Source organism: Aeromonas salmonicida subsp. salmonicida, from assembly GCF_001643305.1.
Taxonomy (GTDB): domain Bacteria; phylum Pseudomonadota; class Gammaproteobacteria; order Enterobacterales; family Aeromonadaceae; genus Aeromonas; species Aeromonas salmonicida.
In genome coordinates, this window is record NZ_LSGW01000071.1 from 112,413 (window position 1) to 131,083 (window position 18,671).

Consider the following 18,671-nt stretch of genomic DNA (forward strand, 5'->3'; position numbering starts at 1 on the left):
GCGGCAACTTGTAATAGAATGACCCTCTGTCACCTCCTACTTCAGACCCGAACTGCACCGCGCATGAAGAAGTTTGCCAAGATCCTCCTCGCCTGCTTTTGCCTGTTGCTGGTAGCTGCCGCCATGCTGCTGGGCTACAGCGAGTGGACCGTCTCGGACACCCGCCACTACACCTATGACGACGTCGATGCGGTGCCCTACAACAGGGTCGCACTGGTGCTCGGCACCTCCAAGTACCTGATTGGCGGCAGTTCGAATCACTACTTCAAATACAGGATCAAGGCCGCCGCCGAGCTCTACAACAATGGCAAGGTAGACTACATACTGGTCTCCGGTGACAACGCGACCGTCCAGTACAACGAGCCACGCCAGATGCGACGCGCCCTGATCCAGGCCGGCATTCCGGCCAAGGTGATCTACAGCGACTACGCCGGCTTTCGTACCCTGGACTCCATAGTGCGCGCCAAGGAGGTGTTTGGTCAGGCCCACTTCACAGTGGTGTCGCAGGCCTTTCACAACGAGCGAGCCATCTTTATCGCCCGCCACTTCGGCATCGAGGCCGTCGGCTTCAACGCCAAGGATCCCAGCGCCTATCAGGGTATCAAGACCCGGGTGCGCGAGGTGTTTGCCCGGCTGATGGGGCTGCTCGACCTCTATGTTTTGGACAAGGGACCCAAATTCCTCGGCGAGCCCATCGTCATCGGCGGCCCGGTTCCCTGTCTGACATTGAGTACCCTGGGTATGAGCCAGCCCTGCCTGCCCATTCCCCCTGTGACTCAGGACAAGCAGCCGCGCGACAAGACCGCTCCCGCCGTCAATGCCGCCAGCTCGGCCGCGGCGACCAGTGCCGCATCGACCACGAGCGCAGCAGCAACGACTGGTATATCGCCTGCAACCAGTGCTGCCACAGCGACCAGTTCGTCGGCTGCAACCAGTGCAGCAGGCGCCAATCCAACGCCCTGACCAGACAAAAAGAGACCCGCCGGATAGCGGGTCTCTTTTTGTGAATGGAACAAGACGCTAGCAGATCAGGCCAGCGCCTGCCGGTAACGACGTTCCACTTCGTCCCAGTCGATCACGTTGTAAAACGCAGCTATATAGTCGGGACGCTTGTTCTGGTACTTGAGGTAATAGGCGTGCTCCCACACGTCCAGCCCCAATATGGGCGCATGGCCCTGCATCAGGGGACTGTCCTGATTGGCGCTGCTCTCCACCTGTAATTTGCCCTCCTTGTCGACCACCAGCCAGGCCCAGCCGCTGCCGAAGCGGCTCAACGCCGCCTGGGTGAAAGCCTGCTTGAAAGCATCCAACCCTCCCAGATCCCGCCGGATCGCCTCCGCCAGCTCGCCAGTCGGCTCACTGCCGCCTTGCGGGCTCATCACCTGCCAGAACAGGCTGTGGTTGGCATGGCCCCCCCCATGATTGCGCACCGCCCCCTGCACTTTGACCGGCAGGCTGTCGAAGCGGGCAAGCAGCTCATCCACCGGCAGGGCGGCCAGCTCGGGGAACGCTTCCAGTGCGACGTTGAGGTTGGTGATGTAGGTCTGGTGGTGACGACTGTGGTGGATCTCCATGGTCAGCGCGTCTATGTGGGGTTCCAGCGCATCGTAGGCGTAAGAAAGGTCTGGCAGGGTATGGCTCATGATCACCTCTTTTTATTGTGATTAATGTAGTTGATGGGCGGGCTCGGCGTGGCACAGGCACTGACAGAGGCAACGCTGAATGGCATCCTGAGTGCCGTGCTTGCGCACGAAGGCGATCAGCTCGGTATGGGTGCTGCGGGTATGGCGCAGAGCCGCGGCCCGCAGTGGGCTCGGACAGGCGGGGGACTGGCTGGTAGCAAGCAGACAATCGTGGATATGGCACAGCAGGTCGGCTGCACGGTCCGGCAGCGTCATGGCGATCAACAGATCTGCCAGATTGTGGTGAGCCACCACCAGGGCAGCCACTGCCTCGTCTGCATCGTGCCAGAAAGAGAACTGCTGGCGAGCCAGCCACAGCGCCTGCTGATAATAGGAGAGTGCCTTGGCGTACTCGCCGGCATCGAAATAGCGATTGCCACTCAGGGTCTGCTGCTTCCAATGCACCATGCTGCTGTCCGAGTCGGTTGTCCCGACCCATCCCTTCACCCAGGTTCCTGTCATGATCCCAGCCACTTAAATGATAATAATTATTATTTAACTTATATAGTGACCGAATACAAGGGATACTTGATCTTCGCCGGCCTGACGCCTTCTCCCCTCCTGCCCATATGGGTAGGGCTTTTTTGAATCTGTCTGTTTAGTGATCACTTGCACAGATGCAACTGGCTGGGTTGGCCATGCTGGCGGGTACTGGCATGAAGCCGGTGGCTGTCGGATGGACAGCCTATTTCACAAGGATGATGACGATGAAAAGATGGCTATTGGTGCTGCTGTGCGCCCTGCCCATGCTGGGTCAGGCGGCAGGTTATACCCAGACCCGTTATCCCATGGTGCTGGTGCATGGATTGTTCGGCTTCGACAAGCTGCTCGGGGTCGATTACTTCTACGGTATCCCCCAGGCCCTGACCCGGGACGGTGCCCGCGTCTATGTCGCGCAGGTCTCGGCTACCCACAGCTCGGAACTGCGCGGTGAACAGTTGCTCAAGCAGGTACAGCAGGTGCTCGCCATCACGGGTGCTGACAAGGTCAACCTCATAGGTCACTCCCACGGCAGCCCCACCATACGTTATGTCGCCTCTGTCGCCCCGGAACTAGTCGCCTCCGCCACCAGCGTGGGGGGCGTCAACTATGGCTCCGAGATAGCGGACCTGGTGCGTGCCAACGTAGCCCCTGGCTCGATAGCCGAGAAACTGGCGGTCGCGGCCGCCTCGGCACTCTCTGGTGTCATCTCGCTGCTCTCCGGTGGCAGCCAGCTGCCACAGGATCCTCTCGCCTCCCTCGATGCGCTCACCAGCGCGGGAGCCCAGCGCTTCAACCAGCGCTACCCAGAGGGGCTACCCAGCCAGTATTGTGGCGAAGGGCCGCTGCGCGCCGCCAACGGCGTCTACTACTTCTCCTGGAGCGGGCACGGCAGCATGACCAATGTCCTGGATCCGGTGGATCCTGCGCTGGCCCTCACCAGCACCTTTTTCAGCGAGCCCAATGACGGCCTGGTCGGGGTATGCAGCAGCCACCTCGGCAAGGTGATCGATACCGGCTACCGGATGAACCATCTGGACGAGGTCAATCAGTCGTTTGGCATCCATCACCTGTTTGATACCGATCCTGTCACCCTCTACCGCCAGCACGCCAACCGCTTGCAGGGTCTGGGGCTATGAAGCGATCCCTCCTTCTCGCCCTGCCTCTGGGCGGAGCCTTCTTGCTGGGGGCCGCCCTGTTATGGCCCGACCCGCCGCCGAGTCTGAATGCCGCCCCCGAACAGGGAGCCCTGCGTCATCAGCTGGCCCAACGCCTGGAACAGGGCGAGGCTGACGCAGAGAACCCACTGCTGGCCCGCTACCAGGTTTTTCTGGCGGCGGAGGGCCGCCTGACGGTGCCGACGGATCCGGACCTCGCCAGCCTGCAGCAGCTGTTTGACCAGCGTGAACAACTGCGCCAGCAGAGCTTCACCCCGGCCGAGCAGGATCAGCTGTTTGCCGAAGACAGACTGATGGAGCAGTGGACCCTGCGCCGCAAGGCGCTAGCCCAGGCGAGCGATGCCGACAAGAAGATGCTGGCCGGTGAACTCGAACTCTGGCTGACGGAGCAGCCCCAATGGTTCAGAGAAGCAGAGGTCAACAGCCGCCTGCTCGGCGAGTTGCAGACGCTGGCGCAATTACCCCCTGCCGAGCGGGAAGCCGTGCTGCTGGAGCAGCTGGGACCAGAGGCCGTGGATCGACTGCATCAGCTGGAACAGAGTCAGCAAGGGTTCGAGCAGCAGCTGGCAGGCTATCTGGCCGAGCTCACCCCTTTGCCCGCCCTTGATCGGGCCGAGCAGCAACAGGAGATACTGGCGCGCTGGTTTCCCGCCGAGCAGTGGCGGCGGGTCGAGGCACTGACCCGGTTGCGGCTCGAAGAACAGCCATAAACAGCAAGGGGGCCGCGATGGCCCCCTTGCTTCATGCTGCAACCGCACTCATTATCGCTTGTTGGCCCTCGGCAGTGGCTGCCAGGTTCAGGGGAATAGACTACAGCGACAAGGGGGCCCTGATGGTCCCCTTGTTTCATGCTGCAACCGTACTTATTGCGGCTTGTTGGCGCCGGGCAGTGGCTGCCAGGTCCAGGGGAATAGACCACAACGACAAGGGGGCCCTGACGGCCCCCTTGTTTCATGCTGCAACCCTACTTATTGCGGCTTGTTGGCGCCGGGCAGTGGCTGCCAGGTGAGACGGGTCACCTGGGTGCCTTGCACATCGCACTTGAGGTTCAGATCCTGCCAGCCCTTGTCCTGGCGCAGGGAGACCTCTCCTTCGATGCCCGATTCACTCACCTTGAGCGTCTTCTGCTCGAAGGTCACCTTGTCGCCCCTGGCCAGATCCATCAGCTTGCCGTTGCAGAGCCAGTGGGTGAGTTCGGCACCTTTCAGCTTGACGCTGCCACTGCTGGCTTTCTGCTCCGCAGGGCTGATGGCAAACAGCCTGGCCAGGTCAGCAGATCGCTTGGTGAGCCAGGCTTCACGCTGTTGCATGCTTATTTTGCTGACGAACTCGGCAGGCTGTCCCTTGTTGTCAAGCCAGTGGGTCAGCTTGCCTTGCTCATCGAAGGCAAACTGGGCGGCAGGTTCTCTGACCCCGAACAGCTTGCCCCCCTTGAAGTAGTAACGGCTCTCCCCTTGCAGCTTGCCCTGCTCGTTCATGATGGGCACAGCTATGATGACGGGGGTGCCATCGATCCAGGCCTTGATCTCCACACCGTCATGACTGAACAGACGGGTGTCGAGGGCGCTATCGGCCCCCCGGTCGATCAGGGTGAACTGCTCCGCAAGAGAAGCGGCCAGAGAAGGTAGGGAACAGAGTCCCAGTGTCAGAGCAGTCACTGTGTTGCGCATTATGTTCCTGTGCATGGTTTTCCTGTGGTAGGCCAACAGGCCAAGGTTAACTCTCTATCAGCCAGGCCCGCAGCGCTTCCCTGTGCTTGTCACTCAAGGGAAGGGATTGGCGGGTCTGATAGTCAAAATGGATCAGGGTCGTTTCGCCGGTGACGGCCAGCTCACCGCCCTGCCAGGCTTCCTGCCAGAGCGTGAAGGAGCTGGATCCGATGCGGCGCACCCCGGTGTTGATCGATACCTGCTGACCATAAAACAGCTCGCGTTTGAACTGTACCGTATAGCCCGCGATGATCAGATGCCAGTTATGCACATCCAGCTCGGGAGAGAAGATGCGAAACAGGGGATCCCGCGCCGCCTCGAACCAGACCGCCGGCACCGTATTGTTGATGTGGCCGAGGGCATCTGTCTCTTGAAAACGGGGTTGGATCTGCATTTCCAGCATGGGCGACTCCTTGTCAGCAGGGGCTTGGCAGCTAGCCATCATCAATGAATCAAGATGTTACCTGATATCCAGTCCAAAAGGACAGGGGCGGCACTGCTCCCCGGTACTGGCCAATCTCTGTCGCAACCCCTGGCAAGCCTTGGCTCAGGACAAAAAAATACCCCGCACACCCGGGTGTGCGGGGCAGTCGGGTCAGCCTTAACTCATCAGATCAAAGCGGTCCGCATTCATCACCTTGTTCCAGGCACTGATGAAATCGCAGACGAACTTCTCCTTGTTGTCATCCTGGGCATAGACCTCGGCGTAGGCACGCAGTACCGAGTTGGAGCCGAACACCAGATCGATCCGGGTCGCCGTCCATTTCACCTTGCCGCTCTTGCGATCGCGCACTTCATACAGACGATCTCCCGACGGGTGCCAGGTGTTGGCCATGTCGGTGAGGTTGACGAAGTAGTCGTTGGTCAAGGCCCCTTCCCTCTCGGTAAAGACACCGTGCCGGGTGCCGCCATGGTTGGTGCCGAGCACTCGCATGCCGCCCACCAGAACCGTCATCTCATGGGCCGTCAGACCCATCAGCTGGGTACGATCCAGCATCAGCTCCTCCGCCGTGACCGCATAGTCCTTCTTCAACCAGTTGCGGTAACCGTCGGCCAGCGGCTCAAGCACGTCGAACGACGCCACATCGGTCCGGGCCTGACTGGCATCACCACGACCCGGGCTGAAGGGAACTGTCACCTCGACCCCGGCGGCCCTGGCCGCCAGCTCAACACCCAGGTTACCCGCCAGCACTATCACATCCGCCACGCTGATCTGGCTGGCGGCGGCGATGGGTTCGAGCACCTTGAGCACCCGCGCCAGTCTGGCCGGTTCATTGCCTTCCCACTCGTTCTGCGGGGCCAGCCGGATACGGGCACCGTTGGCACCGCCACGCAAATCCGAGCCCCGGAAAGTACGGGCGCTGTCCCAGGCGGTACTGACCATATCGCTGATGGAGAGGCCGCTGGCGGCAATGCTGGCCTTCACCGCAGCCACGTCATAATCGGTACGCCCAGCAGGCACAGGATCCTGCCAGATCAGATCTTCAGCTGGCACATAAGGCCCAACATAACGGGTTTTCGGCCCCAGATCCCTATGGGTCAGCTTGAACCAGGCGCGGGCGAAGGCATCGGAGAAGGCCGCCGGATCAGCGCGGAAACGCTCGGCGATCTTGCGGTACTCGGGGTCGAACTTCAGCGCCATGTCGGCGTCTGTCATGATGGGGTTGTGGCGAATGGCAGGATCTTCCACATCCACCGGCTTGTCCTCTTCCCGTATATTGACAGGCTCCCACTGCCAGGCACCGGCCGGGCTCTTTTTCAGTTCCCACTCGTAGTTGAACAGCAGATAGAAGTAACCGTTGTCCCAACGGGTGGGGTGGGTGGTCCAGGCCCCTTCAATGCCGCTGGTCACCGCATTGCGACCAATGCCGCGCTGGGTTTTGTTGAGCCAGCCCAGCCCCTGATCCTCGACAGCGGCACCTTCCGGCTCGGGCCCGAGCAGCCGGGCATCCCCATTGCCGTGACATTTGCCTACCGTATGCCCCCCGGCCGTCAGGGCGACCGTCTCTTCGTCATCCATCGCCATGCGGGCAAAGGTGACCCGCATGTCCTTGGCGGTTTTCAGAGGATCCGGATTGCCGTCGACCCCTTCCGGGTTGACGTAGATGAGCCCCATCATCACTGCCGCCAGCGGGTTGTCCAGATCCCGCTCGCCAGAGTAACGACCGCCGGGCTTGCTGCTCGGTGCCAGCCACTCCTTCTCCGCGCCCCAATAGATGTCTTTCTCGGGGTGCCAGATATCCTCGCGGCCGAAGGCGAAGCCGAACGTCTTGAGCCCCATGGACTCATAAGCCACGGTGCCGGCCAGAATGATCAGATCGGCCCAGCTGATCTTGTTGCCGTATTTTTTCTTGATGGGCCACAGCAGACGCCGGGCCTTGTCCAGGTTGGCGTTGTCAGGCCAGGAGTTGAGCGGAGCAAAACGCTGATTGCCGGTACTGCCACCACCACGGCCATCGGCGATACGATAAGTACCGGCCGAGTGCCAGGCCATGCGGATCATCAGGGCGCCGTAGTGGCCCCAGTCTGCCGGCCACCAATCCTGGCTGTCGGTCATCAGGGCGGTCACATCCTGCTTGAGGGCGGCCATGTCGAGGTTGAGGCTCTTCGGCCACCACGCCATGTTGGCTTGCTCGCCGGAGGTGGTACCACCGTGCATGACCGGGCATTTTCCTTGGGAACGTTCTGAATTGTTGCTCATCTTTTTCCTCATTTGCTCTGCTTTCCATAACCTGAACCAGCATGGCACTTTGGAATTGAATGTCCAATGAACTGCGACCCGCCGACCCATAGTAAAAACGGCAATTAAAACAGGATGACGATCTGCCGGAAGAGCACCTTGCAGGTACAAGGTGAGGCGAGACAGGTTCAACCCGCCTCATAAGCATCGTCCTTACTCGGGGCGAAGCCAGGCACTGCGAAAATCAAACCAGCCGAGGGCCGTCATGCGCACCCCGTGCACGCCGACCCGGCTCTCCAGCTCCAGCCAGTGGTGGAACAGGGGCACGAACCAGCCCTGTTGCTGCACCCGGGCCAGCAGAGCGCGCGGGCCCGGCTCCTCACCGCTGGCACGCCACCGGGTCAGGCCCTGCCATAAAGCATGCTGACTGGCCCACACCTTGTGCAGCAGCGGCGTGCCTAGCAGCCAGGCGTAGGGGGCGAAGGCATGCTCGTGCTCCAGATTGAGGGTGCCGAGCCAGAGATCCACATCCTCATCCACCCCGCTCACCCAGCGGCCGTAATCCAGGGTGCGAACCTCCAGCCGGATCCCCTGTTCTGCCAGCAGGCTGGCCATGGCGCCGGCACACTCGTTGAACTCCAGATGCTGATTGAAACAGGCCAGCACCAGCCGCGTCGGCAGTTGCTCCGGCGTTGGCAATGACGCAGGCAGGGCCTCGCGCCAGTGGGGCAACAGACCCAGCGCACTGGTCCAGCCCCGCTGTAACTCGGGGGCGACCCGTGCCATCAGGGCGATGGGGTTGAGCAGCTGGGCCAGCCAGTGACGCAGGGCAGGATCCTGCAAGGAGACGGATCTGTCGTCCTGCAGCAGGAAGTAGCAGCCGGATTCAAGCTCGGATTCACCGCGCATGGTGCCGAGTTCAGGGCTGTCACGTCCCAGCTGCAGGTGGGTCTCCAGCCGCTCCGCCAGCTCCGGCAGCATCCAGATGTCGATCTCGTCAAGCAAGGCACGCAGACCAAAGTAGTCGTCAAACGCCTCCAGACAAAGGTGCAGGGGATCGTTGGCGGTCACCTTGTAGGGGCCCGTGCCCACCGGCTGCAGGGCAAAGCCCGCCTCCCCCTTGAGCTCCCGCGGCAATATGGTCGCCACCGGTTCGGCCAGCAGGTGGGGCAGCAGAGGATCCGGGCTGTCGAGATACAGATCCAGAGTGCGTGGCCAGGGGCTCTCCAGCCGAACCAGATGGGCGAACAGGGGGCGATCCCGCAGTGCCAGCAGACTCTCCATCACATCTTCTACCACCAGCTCGCGACCGTGGTGAAAGCGCACCACCGGCCTCAGATAGAAGCGCCAGTGACAGGGCCCCAGACACTCCCAGTGGTGGGCCAGATCCCCTTCGATTTCCCCATTTTCCTCATTTCGTCGGGTGAGACCGTTGAAGATCTGCCGGCTCAGGTGAATTTCGGAGCGACGCAGCGGATCCGTGGGCAGCAGCTGGGGCAGCGGCCGGTAGTAGGGCACCCGCAGGATCTGGCGTCCCTCCCGGGTGGCCTGGCCGAGCTGCTCGATCAGCAGCGGGGTGAGCAGATCCAGCCGACCTTCCGCCAGCCGCACCGCCTGGGCAAGCTGGCCCTGACTCAACAGATCCCGCAGGCGGCGCCGGGTCAGACTCTCCTGGCTGTCGAGCAGGGTGAGCCGGGAGCGCCGTCCCCTGCCCGCCTCGGCTGACCAGCTGAGCCAGCCCTGATCCTGCATCCGCCGCAGCAGCAGGCGGGCGTTGCGTGGGGTGCAGCAGAGCAGGTCCGCCACTTCGGCGAGACTTGCCTCCCGCTCATCGCAGCCAAGCTGCTGGGCGAGTCGTTGAAACTGCTGATAGAGGCGACTGGTCGGCATAAAAGAGGAAATCCTGTTGCTATAAGTCATCAGTTTTTACTTCCGCATTTTAGCTCAATACTGCTGATGAACATGAGAGCCACAGCACAGGAGCATCATCATGAACCAGCAAAGCGCCCCCAAACCGAACCGGATCCAGCAAACCCTGCGTCGTTACTTCAAGCGGATCCTGCCTCGCCCGCTGACCCTGATCGAGGATCCCATGAGCCAGCTCAACCGCCTGATGCAGTGGGACATGCACCAGATCGATGACAAGGAGTATCGTCGCCGCCTCTGAGTGCAGCCCCGGTTGCTCAAAGGCGAGGCCCATCGCCAGCGGATGCCATTGCTTTACCGGATTGGGTGGTTTACATCGCCGCTGAGCCTGATAGATTGGACGTCTATCCATCTATAACTGCCCAACTGTAACTGCGACAAGCAACATCCAACAAGGAGTGTGTGATGAAAGATGCGACCCTGGCCCTGCACCACGGCTTTTCCAGCGATCCCACTACCAAGGCGGTCGCCGTGCCCATCTACCAGACGGTGGCCTACGAGTTCGGCAGCGCCCAGCACGGGGCGGATCTGTTCAATCTGGCGGTGCCGGGCAACATCTATACCCGTATCATGAATCCCACCAACGATGTGCTGGAACAGCGGATGGCCGCGCTGGAAGGGGGCATCGCCGGGCTGGTGGTCTCGGCAGGTTCCGCCGCCATCACTTACGCCATCCAGGCGCTGACCGCCGCCGGCGACAACATAGTCTCTACGCCCCAGCTCTATGGCGGCACCTACACACTGTTCGCCCACATGCTGCCGAGCTTCGGGGTTGAAGTGCGCTTCGCCAGTGATGACAGCGCCGAGGCCATCGCCGCCCTCATCGACGACAAGACCAAGGCAGTCTATTGCGAGAGCATAGGCAACCCGGCAGGCAACATCGTCGATCTGGCCGCCTTCGCCAAGGTGGCCCACGCCCGTGGCGTGCCGCTCATCGTCGACAACACGGTCGCCACGCCGGTGCTGTGCAAACCCATAGAACACGGCGCCGATATCGTGGTGCACAGCCTGACCAAATATGTCGGCGGTCACGGCAACTCGCTGGGCGGCGTCATCGTCGACTCGGGCAAGTTCCCCTGGGCGGATAACGCCGAACGCTTCCCCCAGCTCACCCAGCCCGAGCCCTCCTACCACGGTGTGGTCTACACACAAGCCTTCGGCCCCGCCGCCTTTATCGGCCGGGTTCGCACAGTGCCCTTGCGCAATACCGGCGCGGCGCTGGCCCCCATGAACGCCTTCCTGCTGCTGCAGGGGCTGGAGACCCTGAGCCTGCGCATGGAGCGCCACGTGGACAACGCCCTTCAGGTCGCCCACCACCTCAAGCATCACCCGAAAGTAGCCTGGGTCAGCTACGCCGGTCTGCCGGGACATCCCCACTATCTGCTGGCGGAGAAGTACATGGGGGGCCGGCCGTCGGCCATCCTCTCGTTTGGCCTGAAGGAGGGCTATGAGGCGGGGGTGCGCTTCTACGATGCCCTCAAGATCTTCAAGCGGCTGGTCAATATCGGCGACGCCAAGTCGCTGGCCTGCCACCCCGCCTCCACCACCCATCGCCAGTTGAGCGAGGAGGAACAGGTCAGGGCCGGGGTCAAGCCGGAGATGATCCGCTTGTCGGTGGGGATAGAAGCGATCGAGGACATATTGGCGGATCTGGATCAGGCGCTGGAGGCCTGAGTCAGCCAACGAGAGAGCGGGCACTGCCCGCTCTCTTGATTTCTCCATGCCGGTGAACCAGTCACCTCGCCGACGCGTATACCGACTCCTGCCACCGAATCGAGGTTCCAATGATAATCCTGCACCACCTGAACAAATCCCGCTCCCAACGCATCATCTGGCTGCTCGAAGAGCTTGGCTTGCCCTACCAGATCAAGGCCTACCAGCGCGACGCCACCACCTTTCTGGCGCCGCCCGAGCTGAAAGCCATCCACCCCCTCGGCAAGTCGCCTGTCATCGAGCTGGAAGGACGCGTGCTGGCGGAATCCGGCGCCATCACAGAGTACCTGATTACCCGCCACGCCCCCGAGCGGCTGGCGCCAGCTCAGGATAGCCCCGACTACCCCGAATACCTGCAGTGGATCCACTTTGCCGAGAGCTCCGGCATACTGCCGCTGCTGCTCGACATGTTCGTGCGCAAGGATGGCAGCCCGATGCGCTTCCTGCCGGACTACGCCAAAGCGGAGTGCGCCAAGGTGCTGGGTTATCTGAACCAGGTGCTGGCAAGCCGCCACTATCTGGTGGGGGACCGTCTCTCCGGCGCCGACATCATGAACTCCTTCCTGGTGGATCTGCTGGCCCAGGGCGGCCAGCTGACACACTTCCCGCACCTGCAAACCTACTGGGAACGCCTCAATACCCATCCAGCCCGCCAAAAAGCAGCTGTGCTGGAGCGCGAGCTGGATCTGGGCGCCTGACCCTCTGCCTTCAGCGCCTCACCCCGGAATGCAAAACGCCCCGACAATCGGGGCGTTTTCTTTTCAGCTCGTCAGCCAAATGCTCAGAGCGCGTGGGAAAGGATCCTCGCTACTATATTGCACGGATCTCTCCTTCGCCCGAAGCTGGCACCCCAGACTTAAAGAGCGTGTGACAGGATCCTGGCGACTATATTGCCCGGATCTATCCTTCACCCGGAGCTGGAACCCCAGACTTAAAGGGCATGTGACAGGATCCTGGCGACTATATTGCCCGGATCTATCCTTCACCCGGAGCTGGAACCCCAGACTTAAAGGGCATGTGACAGGATCCTGGCGACCTTGTCCGGATCTATGTCCTGCTGCTCCCCGAGCGCCGCCAGGCCGAAACGCTTGAGGTTGGAGCAGATGCCAGGGATGCAGCTCTCGCTTAGACCGTAGTCGGCGAGACGGGTGCCCACCCCCATCTGCTGGAAGAACTGCTCGGTGCGGATAATCGCCTCCTCGATGCGCAGCGCCTTGTCCTCCCGGCTCGAATGCCAGACCCGTTCGGCGAACTGGGCCAGCTTCTCCTGCTTCTGGGCCGCCTGCTCACGCAGCAGGGAGGGCAGCACCACAGCCAGACTCTGGGCATGATCCAGCCCGTGCAGCGCGGTGAGCTGGTGGCCGATGGCGTGGGTGGACCAGTCCTGCGGTACGCCGCGGCCGATGAGACCATTGAGCGCCAGGCTGGCGGCCCACATCAGGTTGGCGCGCACCTGATAATGGGTGGGATCCACCAGGGCTTTGGGGCCGTTATCCACCAGCACCTGCAGCAAGCCTTCCGCCAGCCTGTCCTGCACCTCGCCCCCCACAGGGAAGGTGAGGTACTGCTCAATGATGTGGACGAAGGCATCCACCACCCCATTGCCGATCTGGCGGGTGGGCAGGCTGTAGGTGGTGGTGGGATCGAGCACGGCAAACACAGGTTGCACCAGCGGATTCATGAAGGAGAGCTTGGCCTCCCCCCGGCTAACCACTGCGGCGGGATTGCTCTCCGAGCCGGTGGCGGGCAGGGTCAGCACGCAACCCAGCGGCAGGGCCGCCTTGACGGGCGCCTTGTGCAGCAGTATCTCCCAGGGATCCCCCCCCTCGAAGCAGGCCGCCGCGGCCACGAACTTGGTGCCATCCACCACGGATCCGCCGCCGACCGCCAGCAGGAAGTCGATGCGCTCGCGCTTGACCAGCGTCACCGCCTCCATCAGCTGATCGTACTGGGGGTTGGCCCCTATGCCGGGAAACTCCTGCCAATCCCTCCCCGCCAACGCCTGGGTTAACTGGTCATAGACGCCGTTTTTCTTGATGCTGCCACCGCCGTAGAGCACCAGCAGGCGACTGCCTGCCGGGATCAGGTCGGGCAGGCTGGCGATCTGGCCGTCACCAAAACAGACCCGGGTAGGATTGGCATATTGGAAGTTGTACACGGCAAAGCCCTCGGTTGAATGCATGCAAGGGGATTGTGCGCCCGTGGCTCCGGCAGGTCAAAAAACGGGAGCCGGCTATCAAAACACGCATTGCGTTCGAGTCCAGCGGGTTGGTCAGGCGCGGCTCTGCTATGGTCTGTCAGGAAGGCGGTGCCATGTGCCATCCGGGCCTGCAGCCCACCTCCTTTCATCCTCATTTCCCGTCATAAGGTCTGAAACATGAAATTGAAGCATGCATGGATTGCCGGTCTGCTCTCCCTCTCGACCTGCCTGGTGCAAGCCGCCGAGGTGGTCACCGAAGTCGCGACCGCCCCGGGCAAGGCCAGTCTGGTCGAAGCCGTGACTGCCCAGGCGACGGTGACTGCCATCGACATGGCGAGCCGCAAGGTCAGCCTGAAAAATGACGCCGGTGAAGCGTTCGACATAGTCGCCGGTGAACAGGTTACCAACCTGCAAAACCTCAAGGTTGGCGATACGGTGGTACTGAAATACCTGCAGATGCTGGATCTGGAACTGCTCAAGGGCACGGCTGGCGTCAGACAGCGCGTCGTCGAGGTAGATGCGGACAAGGCCGCCGCTGGCCAGAAGCCGGGGGCCGGGGTGGGGGTCAAGGTCACACTGTATGGGGACGTCATCGACGTCGACAAGGCGCAGCAGACGGTCACGGTCAAAGGGGTGGATCACACCCTGGTGGTCAAGGTGCATAACCCGACGCAATTTGCCCTGATCGCCAAAGGGGATCAGATCAAGGCTGTCCAGACCCAGGCGGTGGGTATCGGCATTGTGCCCGAGAAAAAATAGTACCCGAGAAGAAATAGCGCCTGAGAAGACATAGCGCCGGAGCAGAAACGGGGCCGGGAAGGCAGCAGCCCCAAGAGCCTGTCAAAAAGGGAGGGACATCACCCCTCCCTTTCTCATTGTGATGTCATCATTCCTTCCACATGGGAAAGGCGGCGTCATTACCCGAGGCAACACCTTGCCCCCGATGACCACAGATTGCCGTTCGAGTCGTGCAGGCAATCACTCAGGTAGTCTTGGTCTCTTCCTTTGGCTCGCTCTTCTTGCCGGTGAGGCGATCCATGGCATCTTGCAGCATGGTCTCCTTCTGCTCGTTCAAGGCCTTGCTCTGCTGCTCGCGCTCTTCGGCAGAGAGTTGCTTGTTGTCGGCGATCGCCTTGAGCTTCTCCTCTATCTCGTTGAACTTCTTGCGATCAAACCCAAGCGCCTTGTCCACCAGCTGCTGCATCATGCCACCCTTGTCCGAGTTCATGTCCAGCGCGGGCGGCAGCTTGCTGTTCTTGGCCAGATGCTCATAGGTAAGCGCCTGCTGCGCCTTGCTGGTCAGTCGCTGGGAGGAGAGGTTGACCAACTCCTCCCAGCCGCCACCCTGACCACTGTCGGCACCGCTGAGGGTGGCGAGGGCGCGGGAGTTGGACGCACTCTGGGCAAGTTGCTGGCTGTAGGGTTTGATATCCATGGGGACTCCAATCTGTATGCCGATCCGGCATGACGCTTTGGCTGATTCGATAACATGGGGCGCCAAGCCCCACCATTGTCAATTAAACCAGCAAGTTACAGGCCAACTTTCCAGATGGGGCCAAATCCCGCACTCAGGCTGGCGCCACGCCCATTGCTCGCAGCAAGCCGGGCGTCAGAATCATGACTCCTGCGCCGCCCCGTCATGATATTGCGGCACATCTCTCTACACTCGAACGCCTCTGCCAGAGAAAGCCAAGGATTAGCGCGTAGATCACAAAACAAACAACTGCAGAAGTCTACAATTTTGGCGCACGATAGAACCAGCAAGCAGTGTTATGGATGAAATGTTTGCGACATCAATGATCGGCAGACCAATCCACCGGCATACTTCACATGCCGCAGTCGGCCTGCGGCAGCGCGCATCCCATCCCACCGCCTGACTTTCACTCACAGTTACGCTTCGGGCAATGCCATGAAAAAACACACCTTGAGTCTCCTCTCCGCCACCCTGCTCACCCTGCTTGGCACCAGTGCCGACGCCTGTACCGGCCTCATCGTCGGCAAGGGCGCCAGTGCCGACGGCAGCGTGATGATCGCCAGAAACGAGGATTTTGGCGTCAACAACTGGAACAAGTATTTGGCCTTCCGACCCGCCCAGCAGAACGAGGGCAAGGTCTGGAAGCTCGGCAACGGGCTGGAAGTGCCCATGCCCAAGGCCTTCCTCGCCTACTCCGCCATTCGTGACTGGGACGCCACCATCAGCGACCCCGCGGGTAAATATTATGAAGAGCGCGGCATCAATGAGTTCAACGTCGCCCTCTCGGCCACCACCAGTGCCGAAGTCAACGACAAGGCCCAAAAAGCCGATCCGCTGATCGAGAAGGGAGTGATTGAAGCCATCATCCCCACCCTGATCCTGCCACAGGCCAGGAGCGCCAAAGAAGGCGTCGCGCTGCTTGGCCGCTATGTGGAGCAATATGGCGCCGGTGAGGGCAACAGCCTCTATCTGGCGGATGTGAACGAGGCCTGGCTGATGGAGATAGGCTCCGGCCACCACTGGATCGCGGTACGGGTGCCGGACGACAGCTACGCCATGGTGGCCAACGGCCTGCGCATCCACGGCGTCAATCTAGACAGCGCCGATGTGCTGCACTCGCCCAAGCTGCTGGAGTTCGTGCGCGAGCACAAGCTGCTGGATAACGCCGACCCCAAGGACTTCAACTTCGCCAAGGCATTCGGGGTGATTGCCGATCCCTACAACGTGGATCGGGAGTGGCTCGGCCAAAAAATGCTGACCGCCTCCCACCAGCAAGCCACCCGGCAGGCGCAATATCCGCTGTTCATGAAGCCGGATGCCCCTATCGCCGTGCCGGACGTGGCCAAGGTGCTGAGCGCCACCTATGAGGGCACGCCGCTCGCTGGCAAGGCGGAGCGACCGATCCGCATCGATCGTCAGCTCGAATCCCACGTGATCCAGCTGCGCAAGGAGATGCCCAAGGAGCTGCAGGGGCTCATCTGGCAGAGCTACGGCGTGCTGGCCGAGTCGGTGATGGTGCCGCTCTACAGCCCGCTGGAATCCTACCCTCTACCCTATCGCATCGGCAGCGACAGCTACTCCGATGACTCCGCCTACTGGCAGTTCCGCAGCCTGACAGCGCTGGCCAACACCAATCCGGACAAATATCTGCCGCTGCTGCGGGGCGTCTGGAGCAAGGAGAGCGCCAAGCTCTACAAGGAAGTGGCGGTGCTCGACAAGACCCTCAAGCAGACCTATGCCAACGACAAGGCCACCGCGCTCGGGCTGGCCGCCGACTACTCCTACGGCCAGCTGGAGCAGACCTACCAGATGGCCAAAGAGTTGCGCTACAAGCTGATGACGGATCTCACCAAGAGCACGGAGAAGAAGTATTCAGAGGAGGAGTTCAAGAAGATCATGAGCCTCTGACCGGCTCTTCAAAGCAAAGAGGCACCCTTGGGTGCCTCTTCTTGTTTCGCCAAACGGGAAGCTCAGCGGCGACTGATCTGGAGCGGACCGAAGGTCTGGGCCACCGGCATCATCTCTATGCTGTTGATGTTGACATGGGCCGGCTGCTGGCTGACCCAGAGCACTGTGTTGGCGATGTCTTCCGGCTGAATGGCCTGCACCCCCTGATAGACGGTCGCGGCCTTGGCGTCGTCACCGTGGAAGCGCACGTTGGAGAACTCGGTGCCGCCACACAGACCAGGCTCCACATTGGTGACACGGATGGCGGTGCCCGCCAGGTCGGCGCGCAGGTTGAGGCTGAACTGTTTCACGAATGCCTTGGTGGCGCCGTAGACGTTGCCGCCCGGATAGGGGTAGGTGCCTGCGATGGAGCCTATGTTGACCACGTGGCCACGATTGCGCGCCACCATGCCCGGCAGCAGCAATCGGGTGAGCAGAGTCAAACCGCTGATGTTGGTGGCTATCATCTGCTCCCAGTCTTCGAGGTCCGCCTTGTGGGCGGGTTCCAGCCCCAGGGCCAGACCGGCGTTGTTGACCAGCAGATCCACTTCTTGCCAGGCAGCCGGCAGGCCAGCGATGGCGGCTTGAGTCGCCGTCTTGTCCTGCACGTCGAATACCAGCGGCAGGAACTGCTCGCCCAGCTCGTCAGCCAACGCAGCCAGCCGCTCGGCGCGACGACCGGTGCCGATCACCTTGTAGCCCGCCTGCACCAGCTGGCGGCTGATGGCCTCCCCAAAGCCGGACGAAGCACCCGTTACCATTGCAATCATCTGAACCTCCATATCTACACCGATATTGTTATTTATGTGTTTGAATCCACTCAGATTCATTCATCGCTCAATTCACGCCCGGTCACCTTTCGCCAGACAAATACCACCAGATGGAGCAGGAGCAGGCCTGAGCCTCCCAGCGCGAACAGCAGACCAGTGAGGGCATTGACTGAGGTGTCGGCACCAAACCACCACCACACCAGCCAGCCGATCAGGCCGATGACAAACGTCTGGATGGCGCAGACAGGGCAGCGCCCCAGCTTGGCCTTGATGGCGGTGGCAAGGCAGTCTTCACAACTCATCCTGAGCAGCCCGCCTTGCCGTGTTGCAAGGCTGCTTTACCGCCTATGCGGTGCTTGCGGGCCAGACCGCGCAGCTGACGCTCCTCGTCACCAATGAGTGACAACACCAGCCGGTGAGCATGCTGGTCTCGGCCATAGTAATCCGGCAACCTCTGCTGCGCCTTGAATCCCAGCGCCTGATAGAGGGCAAGCGCCTCTTCATTGGCATCGCCCACCTCGAGGCGCACTGCCCCCCAGCCAGCTTCGCGCCCCTCCCGGATCACCTGCTCTAGCAGACGGCGGGCCCAGCCCTGACGACGAATGGTCCAGCGGATGGCGAGGGTCTGGATCACCAGCCGATCCCACCCTCTGTGCTCCAGCAGGCTGAGATACCCCATCAGCTGCGACGTCTCATCCAGCAGCAGCAGGGTGCGCCCTTTGGCGTGGGTGAGCAGATAGTGCCAGCGGCTGCGGCCAAAGGCGACTTCGGGGGGAAAGCAGTAGCGTTCCAGCTTAACGATGGCGCCCAAATCATCGGTTCGGGCCGCGCGCACGGTCAACACAGGGAGTCCTTGTTCGGTTATTTATCTTCAGCACCAGAAATGCGACTTGTATCACAAGTTACCAAAGC

19 protein-coding genes are annotated in these 18,671 nt (G+C 61.5%); 8 read left to right on the top strand and 11 right to left on the bottom strand.

Features of this window, described 5'->3' with window-relative positions; all coding sequences use genetic code 11:
• The first annotated feature begins 18 nt into the window (after positions 1-18).
• Complete coding sequence (locus AXW79_RS13585; protein ID WP_085941515.1) at positions 19-963, top strand: SanA/YdcF family protein; 945 nt, start codon at positions 19-21, stop codon at positions 961-963.
• Between the two features lie 65 nt (positions 964-1,028).
• Here AXW79_RS13585 and AXW79_RS13590 read toward each other — a convergent pair whose 3' ends face one another.
• Positions 1,029-1,643 (bottom strand): superoxide dismutase, encoded by a 615-nt coding sequence (locus AXW79_RS13590; protein WP_005316045.1) that lies wholly within the window; start codon positions 1,641-1,643, stop codon positions 1,029-1,031.
• A 21-nt stretch (positions 1,644-1,664) separates the two neighbouring features.
• Complete coding sequence (locus tag AXW79_RS13595) at positions 1,665-2,090, bottom strand: hypothetical protein (RefSeq protein WP_005316047.1); 426 nt, start codon at positions 2,088-2,090, stop codon at positions 1,665-1,667.
• Between the two features lie 299 nt (positions 2,091-2,389).
• On the opposite strand from AXW79_RS13595, the gene AXW79_RS13600 reads away from it, so the two are divergent.
• Both AXW79_RS13600 and AXW79_RS13605 read left to right on the top strand, forming a co-directional pair.
• Positions 2,390-3,301 (top strand): lipase family alpha/beta hydrolase, encoded by a 912-nt coding sequence (locus AXW79_RS13600; RefSeq protein WP_005316049.1) that lies wholly within the window; start codon positions 2,390-2,392, stop codon positions 3,299-3,301.
• Positions 3,298-4,050 (top strand): lipase secretion chaperone, encoded by a 753-nt coding sequence (locus AXW79_RS13605; RefSeq protein ID WP_005316050.1) that lies wholly within the window; start codon positions 3,298-3,300, stop codon positions 4,048-4,050. Before AXW79_RS13600 ends, AXW79_RS13605 begins: the two co-directional genes overlap by 4 nt.
• A gap of 258 nt (positions 4,051-4,308) precedes the next feature.
• Here the strand turns inward: AXW79_RS13605 and AXW79_RS13610 are convergent, their stop codons facing one another.
• The 4 genes from AXW79_RS13610 to sgrR all read right to left on the bottom strand — a co-directional run bounded on the left by AXW79_RS13610 (position 4,309) and on the right by sgrR (position 9,619).
• Positions 4,309-5,010: a hypothetical protein gene (locus tag AXW79_RS13610; RefSeq protein ID WP_005316051.1), complete on the bottom strand. Its 702-nt coding sequence runs from the start codon at positions 5,008-5,010 to the stop codon at positions 4,309-4,311.
• Between the two features lie 46 nt (positions 5,011-5,056).
• A complete protein-coding gene (locus tag AXW79_RS13615; protein ID WP_005316053.1) occupies positions 5,057-5,452 on the bottom strand; it encodes an acyl-CoA thioesterase in 396 nt (131 codons plus the stop codon).
• Positions 5,453-5,650: 198 nt separating this feature from the next.
• Positions 5,651-7,750 (bottom strand): catalase/peroxidase HPI, encoded by a 2,100-nt coding sequence (katG, locus tag AXW79_RS13620; RefSeq protein ID WP_005316054.1) that lies wholly within the window; start codon positions 7,748-7,750, stop codon positions 5,651-5,653.
• 192 nt (positions 7,751-7,942) lie between these two features.
• Positions 7,943-9,619 carry an HTH-type transcriptional regulator SgrR gene (sgrR, locus tag AXW79_RS13625; RefSeq protein WP_005316056.1) on the bottom strand — a complete coding sequence of 559 codons (1,677 nt, stop codon included), beginning with the start codon at positions 9,617-9,619 and terminating at the stop codon, positions 7,943-7,945.
• Positions 9,620-9,719: 100 nt separating this feature from the next.
• Here sgrR and AXW79_RS23340 point away from each other — a divergent pair, with 100 nt between their 5' ends.
• The 3 genes from AXW79_RS23340 (at position 9,720) to AXW79_RS13635 (ending at position 12,066) form a co-directional block, all read left to right on the top strand.
• Complete coding sequence (locus AXW79_RS23340; RefSeq protein ID WP_005316058.1) at positions 9,720-9,896, top strand: hypothetical protein; 177 nt, start codon at positions 9,720-9,722, stop codon at positions 9,894-9,896.
• Positions 9,897-10,060: 164 nt separating this feature from the next.
• Positions 10,061-11,329, top strand: a complete 1,269-nt coding sequence (locus AXW79_RS13630) for an O-acetylhomoserine aminocarboxypropyltransferase/cysteine synthase family protein (protein WP_005316060.1) — start codon at positions 10,061-10,063, stop codon at positions 11,327-11,329.
• Positions 11,330-11,439: 110 nt separating this feature from the next.
• Positions 11,440-12,066 carry a glutathione S-transferase family protein gene (locus AXW79_RS13635; protein ID WP_005316062.1) on the top strand — a complete coding sequence of 209 codons (627 nt, stop codon included), beginning with the start codon at positions 11,440-11,442 and terminating at the stop codon, positions 12,064-12,066.
• 308 nt (positions 12,067-12,374) lie between these two features.
• Here AXW79_RS13635 and AXW79_RS13640 read toward each other — a convergent pair whose 3' ends face one another.
• On the bottom strand, positions 12,375-13,550 hold the full coding sequence (locus AXW79_RS13640) for an iron-containing alcohol dehydrogenase (protein ID WP_005316066.1): 1,176 nt from the start codon (positions 13,548-13,550) through the stop codon (positions 12,375-12,377).
• Between the two features lie 195 nt (positions 13,551-13,745).
• Between AXW79_RS13640 and AXW79_RS13645 the strand changes: the two genes are divergently transcribed.
• Complete coding sequence (locus tag AXW79_RS13645) at positions 13,746-14,327, top strand: hypothetical protein (RefSeq protein ID WP_005316069.1); 582 nt, start codon at positions 13,746-13,748, stop codon at positions 14,325-14,327.
• Between the two features lie 223 nt (positions 14,328-14,550).
• Here AXW79_RS13645 and AXW79_RS13650 read toward each other — a convergent pair whose 3' ends face one another.
• Positions 14,551-15,003 (bottom strand): hypothetical protein, encoded by a 453-nt coding sequence (locus tag AXW79_RS13650; RefSeq protein WP_005316072.1) that lies wholly within the window; start codon positions 15,001-15,003, stop codon positions 14,551-14,553.
• A gap of 474 nt (positions 15,004-15,477) precedes the next feature.
• Here AXW79_RS13650 and AXW79_RS13655 point away from each other — a divergent pair, with 474 nt between their 5' ends.
• The gene (locus tag AXW79_RS13655; RefSeq protein ID WP_005316077.1) at positions 15,478-16,950 is read left to right on the top strand and encodes a C69 family dipeptidase; all 1,473 of its coding nucleotides are present in this window, start codon (positions 15,478-15,480) and stop codon (positions 16,948-16,950) included.
• Positions 16,951-17,012: 62 nt separating this feature from the next.
• On the opposite strand, the gene AXW79_RS13660 is transcribed toward AXW79_RS13655, so the two are convergent.
• The 3 genes from AXW79_RS13660 to AXW79_RS13670 are packed head-to-tail and all read right to left on the bottom strand — an operon-like array spanning position 17,013 to position 18,603.
• Positions 17,013-17,759, bottom strand: coding sequence for an SDR family oxidoreductase (locus AXW79_RS13660; RefSeq protein WP_034282173.1), 747 nt, complete (start codon positions 17,757-17,759; stop codon positions 17,013-17,015).
• A gap of 56 nt (positions 17,760-17,815) precedes the next feature.
• Complete coding sequence (locus tag AXW79_RS13665; RefSeq protein ID WP_005316084.1) at positions 17,816-18,061, bottom strand: DUF3624 domain-containing protein; 246 nt, start codon at positions 18,059-18,061, stop codon at positions 17,816-17,818.
• Positions 18,058-18,603: a GNAT family N-acetyltransferase gene (locus tag AXW79_RS13670; protein WP_011899119.1), complete on the bottom strand. Its 546-nt coding sequence runs from the start codon at positions 18,601-18,603 to the stop codon at positions 18,058-18,060. Before AXW79_RS13670 ends, AXW79_RS13665 begins: the two co-directional genes overlap by 4 nt.
• Positions 18,604-18,671 lie beyond the last annotated feature (68 nt).

Coding starts and splice junctions, on each gene's coding strand:
- AXW79_RS13600 (WP_005316049.1), top strand. CDS start 2,390: ATGAAAAGATGGCTATTGGTGCTGCTGTGCGCCCTGCCCATGCTGGGT.
- sgrR (WP_005316056.1), bottom strand. CDS start 9,619: ATGCCGACCAGTCGCCTCTATCAGCAGTTTCAACGACTCGCCCAGCAG.
- AXW79_RS13615 (WP_005316053.1), bottom strand. CDS start 5,452: ATGCTGGAAATGCAGATCCAACCCCGTTTTCAAGAGACAGATGCCCTC.
- AXW79_RS13585 (WP_085941515.1), top strand. CDS start 19: ATGACCCTCTGTCACCTCCTACTTCAGACCCGAACTGCACCGCGCATG.
- AXW79_RS13660 (WP_034282173.1), bottom strand. CDS start 17,759: ATGATTGCAATGGTAACGGGTGCTTCGTCCGGCTTTGGGGAGGCCATC.
- AXW79_RS13645 (WP_005316069.1), top strand. CDS start 13,746: ATGAAATTGAAGCATGCATGGATTGCCGGTCTGCTCTCCCTCTCGACC.
- AXW79_RS13635 (WP_005316062.1), top strand. CDS start 11,440: ATGATAATCCTGCACCACCTGAACAAATCCCGCTCCCAACGCATCATC.
- AXW79_RS13665 (WP_005316084.1), bottom strand. CDS start 18,061: ATGAGTTGTGAAGACTGCCTTGCCACCGCCATCAAGGCCAAGCTGGGG.
- AXW79_RS23340 (WP_005316058.1), top strand. CDS start 9,720: ATGAACCAGCAAAGCGCCCCCAAACCGAACCGGATCCAGCAAACCCTG.
- AXW79_RS13590 (WP_005316045.1), bottom strand. CDS start 1,643: ATGAGCCATACCCTGCCAGACCTTTCTTACGCCTACGATGCGCTGGAA.
- AXW79_RS13630 (WP_005316060.1), top strand. CDS start 10,061: ATGAAAGATGCGACCCTGGCCCTGCACCACGGCTTTTCCAGCGATCCC.
- katG (WP_005316054.1), bottom strand. CDS start 7,750: ATGAGCAACAATTCAGAACGTTCCCAAGGAAAATGCCCGGTCATGCAC.
- AXW79_RS13595 (WP_005316047.1), bottom strand. CDS start 2,090: ATGGTGCATTGGAAGCAGCAGACCCTGAGTGGCAATCGCTATTTCGAT.
- AXW79_RS13610 (WP_005316051.1), bottom strand. CDS start 5,010: ATGCGCAACACAGTGACTGCTCTGACACTGGGACTCTGTTCCCTACCT.
- AXW79_RS13655 (WP_005316077.1), top strand. CDS start 15,478: ATGAAAAAACACACCTTGAGTCTCCTCTCCGCCACCCTGCTCACCCTG.
- AXW79_RS13605 (WP_005316050.1), top strand. CDS start 3,298: ATGAAGCGATCCCTCCTTCTCGCCCTGCCTCTGGGCGGAGCCTTCTTG.
- AXW79_RS13650 (WP_005316072.1), bottom strand. CDS start 15,003: ATGGATATCAAACCCTACAGCCAGCAACTTGCCCAGAGTGCGTCCAAC.
- AXW79_RS13640 (WP_005316066.1), bottom strand. CDS start 13,550: ATGCATTCAACCGAGGGCTTTGCCGTGTACAACTTCCAATATGCCAAT.